The sequence below is a fragment of the Streptomyces sp. NPDC001027 genome, assembly GCF_040299045.1.
In the GTDB taxonomy this organism is placed as follows: Bacteria; Actinomycetota; Actinomycetes; order Streptomycetales; family Streptomycetaceae; genus Streptomyces.
In genome coordinates, this window is sequence record NZ_JBEPBI010000398.1 from 1 (window position 1) to 4,849 (window position 4,849).

Annotated in this window: 4 protein-coding genes; all 4 read left to right on the forward strand. The window is 72.2% G+C overall.

What is annotated here, in order from left to right; genetic code table 11:
- On the forward strand, nucleotides 1–656 hold a 656-nt coding region (locus ABT300_RS41460), incomplete at its 5' end, for an acyl-CoA dehydrogenase family protein (RefSeq protein WP_351687615.1).
- Nucleotides 657–983: 327 nt separating this feature from the next.
- Nucleotides 984–1,976, forward strand: coding sequence for a helix-turn-helix transcriptional regulator (locus ABT300_RS41465; protein WP_351687618.1), 993 nt, complete (start codon nucleotides 984–986; stop codon nucleotides 1,974–1,976).
- Nucleotides 1,977–2,173: 197 nt separating this feature from the next.
- The gene (locus tag ABT300_RS41470; RefSeq protein WP_351687621.1) at nucleotides 2,174–3,199 is read left to right on the forward strand and encodes an enolase C-terminal domain-like protein; all 1,026 of its coding nucleotides are present in this window, start codon (nucleotides 2,174–2,176) and stop codon (nucleotides 3,197–3,199) included.
- 387 nt (nucleotides 3,200–3,586) lie between these two features.
- On the forward strand, nucleotides 3,587–4,768 hold the full coding sequence (locus tag ABT300_RS41475; protein ID WP_351687624.1) for a LeuA family protein: 1,182 nt from the start codon (nucleotides 3,587–3,589) through the stop codon (nucleotides 4,766–4,768).
- The last annotated feature ends 81 nt before the right edge of the window (nucleotides 4,769–4,849 follow it).

Genomic DNA, 4,849 nt, shown 5'->3' on the forward strand with positions numbered 1-4,849 from the left:
CCGGCGAGACCCGGGAACACCGGGTCTTCGCCGTGCGGCGCCGCGCGATGAAGGTGCTCCACACCTGGCGCCCCGTGGGTCTGCGCGGCACCGGCAGCAACACGGTGGAGGGCGACGTCCTGGTCCCGGACCACCTCGCGTTCACGCTGGAGGACCTGGGGCGCGTCCAGCCGCACGCCGCCCGCTGTCACGCCGTGCCGTTCTCCCTGGTGGCCTCCCTCATCTTCGCCGCGCCGGTGCTCGGCGCCGCCGAGGGGGCATTGCGCACCTGGTGGGAGACGCAGGTGCGGCGAGCGCGCCCCGGCGGCGGATCCGCCGTGCGGCCTCTGGTGCTCGCCAGGGCGTCGGCGCACGTCCAGGCGGCGCGACTGCTCCTCGAACGGGTCGCGCGGCGCGCCGACCACGCGCCCGTGACCCCGGTTCTCGTCGCCGAGAACCGGCGTGACGTCACGGTGGCGGTGGAACTCTGCGGCACGGCCGTCGACGAGCTGTTCCGCACGGCGGGGCTGCGCGCGCTGGAGGAGGACGACGCTCTCCAGCGCCACTGGCGCGACATCACCGCGGCGCGCACCCACGGCGCCCTCGACTTCGGTGCGGCCGCCTCCGGTTACGCCGACGCGCTGCTCGCCGCGCGTGCGGGGGAGGGGGCGCGATGACCCGCCGCGTCGCCGTCCTCGACATGGACGCGACCTCGAGACGCGCCTGTTCGTCCGCGAGGTCGGCCCGGACCGCGAGAGCGACCTGCCGCCCCCGTGTGCGGTGGGCTGCTCGGCGGTGGTGCGGAGTGCGCTGCCGCGAGTGAGCCGACTCATCCCCTCCCGGCCGGCCTCGGACCGGCCGGGAGGGGGCCGGGATCGGCCAGGGAAAGAAACATACCTTCGGGAGGGTTTTTTATTGACCAGTGGCGGACACGAAGACCCGCCGTCGCCATCCCCGACCCCACCGACCCCACCACGTTCCTTGTAGGAAGGCAGCAGACGGACATGAGCGCACCGAGCATCGGGCCGCAGGCCCTGAGACTCTTCCAGTACGCCTCGGCACGCAGCGACTGGACCGTCCGCAGCGCCTGCGAGCGGCTCGACACCACCGTCGACGAGATCGAGCACGCCCGCGGTCAACTGATCGACCTGGGCCTGCTCGTCGAGTCGCCCGACGGCGAACCGACCGCCAGGGCCACCGCCCCCGAGGCCGCGCTGCTGCGGCTGCTCACCGCCGAGGAGGAGGCCACCGTCCGCCTGGCCGACCGGATCCGTCGCACCCGCGAGCGGATCGACGCGATGCGCGAGGTCTTCCTGCCGCTGCACGTCGCCCGCAGCGGCACGCTCGGCGACGAAGTGATCACCGGCCCCGACCGGATCGCGCGCGTGCTCGCGGACACCGCCGACATCGCGACCTCGGAGATCCTCAGCATGCACCCCGGGCCCGTCCGGCCGTCGGAGGTGCTCGCCGAGGGACTGCGCCGCGACGTGCAGGTCCTGGAGCGCGGTGTGATCATGCGGGTCATCCACCTGCGGCCGATGACCCGCATCGTCCACTCGATGAACCATCTGCAGGAGTTGCACGCCGCCGGCGCCCAGGTCCGGATCGCCAACATCGTGCCGTTCCGTTTCATCCTGGTCGACCGGGTGCAGGCCCTGGTGCCCGCCCTCCACACCAACGCGACCAGCGCCATGACGGTGCTGCGCGGCGAGGCCGTCACCGCACTGCTGGTCAAGGTCTTCGAGATGTGCTGGGCCTCCTCCGTGCCCCTGGACGACACCGCCGGCGAGGAACCCGGGCTCACCTCGCAGCAGTTGTGCGTGCTGCGACTGATGTCCACCGGACGCAAGGACGAATCCATCGCTCGTGAGATCGGCGTGTCCGTCAGGACGTTGCGTCGCGTGATGGCCGACCTGATGGCTCAACTCGGCGTGGAGAGCCGCTTCCAGGCAGGCGTCAGGGCCGCGCGGACGGGACTTCTCGACCAGGACCCGTGACCTCCGTGCGGCGCGAATCCGAACCGCGCCGTTCACTTCTGTGCCGCACCGTGCCCGCCGTGCGGCGCCGCGCCCTGCTCGCGCCGCCCTGTCCGCTAGCGGCCACGCCGCAGGGTGCCGGGCCCGCGCTCTGGCGGTCCCGTTGCACGGCTCACACGATGGGGTTCCGGCTGGACGTCCGCGAGTCAGGAGCCCCCGTGTTCGACCCCGCACTCCTCAGGTCCCTCACGGGCACCCCGATGCAGGTCCGGTGCGCCGTCGTGCCCGCCACGCTGTCCGCCGCGGGCGCGGCGCCGGGCGCGAGCGGATGGGCCGTACTGCGGGTGACCGTGCACAACGCGGGCAGCGTCGGACAGGGCGAGGCGGCCCTGCGGCCTTCCCAGGACGCGCACGCACGCAACGTCCTGCGCGACCAGTTCGCCTCCGCAAGGGACGGTCTGGAACGGATGATCAGCCCCCTCCAACTGCCCGGCCTGCTCGCGCCGGGCCCCCTGCGCAGCGCTCTCGACTCCGCCCTGTGGGACCTGCTGGCCAAGCGCAGCGGACAGCGCGCTTGGGAGCTGCTGGGCATGTCGCCGCCACGACCGGTGCCTGCCCTGCGCACGGTCCCGCCGGTGGCGACCGAGCTGCTGGAGCGGGAGCTCAGGGACAGTGGGGACTTCGCCTCCCTCAAGCTGGAGCTCGGCGGGGGCGGTCTCGCCGACGACCTCGCCCGGCTCGCCGCCGTACGCCGACTGCGGCCCGAGGCCTGGCTGATGGTCGACGCCCGCGGGACCTGGGACGCCGACCGGCTCCATGTGATGCTGCCGATCCTCCACACCCACGGCGTGCGCATGCTCCAACAGCCCTTGCCGCAGGCCCGGTCCGCCGCTCTCGCCGCGCTGCCCCGCCCCTTTCCGATCATCGCCTCCCTGACCCACGAGCAGAGCACCGACCTGGGGCGCGTCGGGGAGCGCTACGACGGCGTCAACCTCTCCCTCGACGCCGTGGGCGGCCTCACGGCGGCCCTGAACATCATGGAACAGGCCGGTCAGCGGGGCCTCGCCGTGCTGCTCGACTCGCCCCCGGCGACCTCGCTGTCCTGCGCGCCCGTGCTGCACGCGGCGCCGGGCGCCGACCACGTCACCCTCCCGCGGTGGCTGGACGCATCCGGAGCCGGCGCCCCGACACTGCAAGGGGAGGGCGGGATGCTGCTCCCGCCCTCCCCTGCGCTGTGGGGGTAGGCAGCCCTTGTCCGCGGGCCGCCCTCACCCCCAGATCAGGTCGTCGTCGTCGAGCGTGCAGATCGCAAACGAAGTCGGCTCGTTCAGGGAAACACGCACGGGATGGCCTTTCATTCGGGAAATCCGGACGCCTCACGGCGCCTTCGTCGAAACTCTCGCACTCCACCTCCACCCCACGGCAAGCAGTGGAGCTGACCCAGAAGTGACGTGGCCCTAACCGGCCACCCGCGACCGCCCCGAATTTCCGCGGCGGCCGTCCGACGCATACGGGTCATGGCCTCCAGGGGCCAGTGCCACCGGCCCGCTGTGCCGCCGACTCCGCCTAGCCTCAACGGTGTTGAGCTGCGCGAGCAGCATCGGCCGAGAAAGAGCGAGGAAGAGGACACGATGTCAGTGGAAAAGGAATCACGCCGGGTCTCCATTTTCGACACCACCCTCCGGGACGGTGAGCAGGCACCCGGAAACGCGATGACCCCACGTCAGAAACTCGATATCGCGCTGCGCATAGAAGCACTCGGCGCGGATTACATCGAATCGGGGTTTCCGGCCTCCTCGCCCAGCGAGTTCCAGGCCACTCGCCTCATATCCCGGAACCTGACCTCCGCGCGCTTCACCACGTTCTGCCGGGCCGTACGGTCGGACGTGGACACGGCCGTCGAGGCGGGCGGCGTCGAGCGCCACCAGGTGCAGGTCATGGCCACCGGCAGCGACCTGCACCTCGCTCACAAACGGGGCATCAGCCGTGACCAGGCCGTCCACGAGGTCGCCGACACCGTCGCCCACGCGTATGACCTCGGCGTCGAGGAGGTCTCCGTCGGCATCGAGGACGCCAGCCGCGGCGAACTCGACCTGCTGCGCGCCATCACCCTGGGCGCCGTCGAGGCGGGGGCCGTGTGCTTCGCCGTCGCCGACACCTCCGGATGCCACCTCCCCCAGGAGTACGGGGCGCTGATCACGGAATTCCGCTCCTGGCTCCCGGACGGCGTCCGCGTCGCCACCCACTGCCACGACGACTTCGGGCTCTCCCTCGCCAACGCGGTCGCGGGCCTGGCAGCCGGCGCCGACGAGGTGCAGGTCACGCTCGGCGGCGTCGGCGAACGCGCGGGCAACACCCCGCTCGAGGAGGTGGCCGCGCTGCTCACCTACAAGGGCGCTCTGCTCGGTCTGCACACCGACATCGACGTGGCGCGGATGTACGAGGCCTACACCGCGCTGCGTGCGGCGATCGGGCTGGAGGAACCCCGCAACAAGGCGATCTTCGGCACCTACGCCTTCGGCACGGCGGCCGGCATCCACCAGCAGGGCATGCTGCGCAACCCGGCGACGTACGAGTACGTGGAGCCGGCCCGCTTCGGCCGCGAGCGCTCCCTGCTGATCGGACGGCACTCGGGCCGGGCCGTGCTGCGGCACATCCTCGACGAGCTGGGGATCGCCGTGAGCGAGGAGGACCTGGCGGGGCTCTACCGCACGCACATCGCCGAGCGCACCGGCGGCGACTGCGAGGACGTCTCCGTGGTCAAGGCCCGTCTGGCCCGGGAACTGACGACACGGCAACCTGCCGCCGCCTGAACGACGCCCGGATCGACGCCCGGACCGGCGTCCGGGTCGACGTCCGCATCGACGTCCGGACCGGGGCCTGCCGTACGCCGG

What these genes read in the sequence shown, in the direction of transcription:
- ABT300_RS41475 (WP_351687624.1), top strand. Translation starts at nt 3,587, where the DNA reads ATGTCAGTGGAAAAGGAATCACGCCGGGTCTCCATTTTCGACACCACC.
- ABT300_RS41465 (WP_351687618.1), top strand. Translation starts at nt 984, where the DNA reads ATGAGCGCACCGAGCATCGGGCCGCAGGCCCTGAGACTCTTCCAGTAC.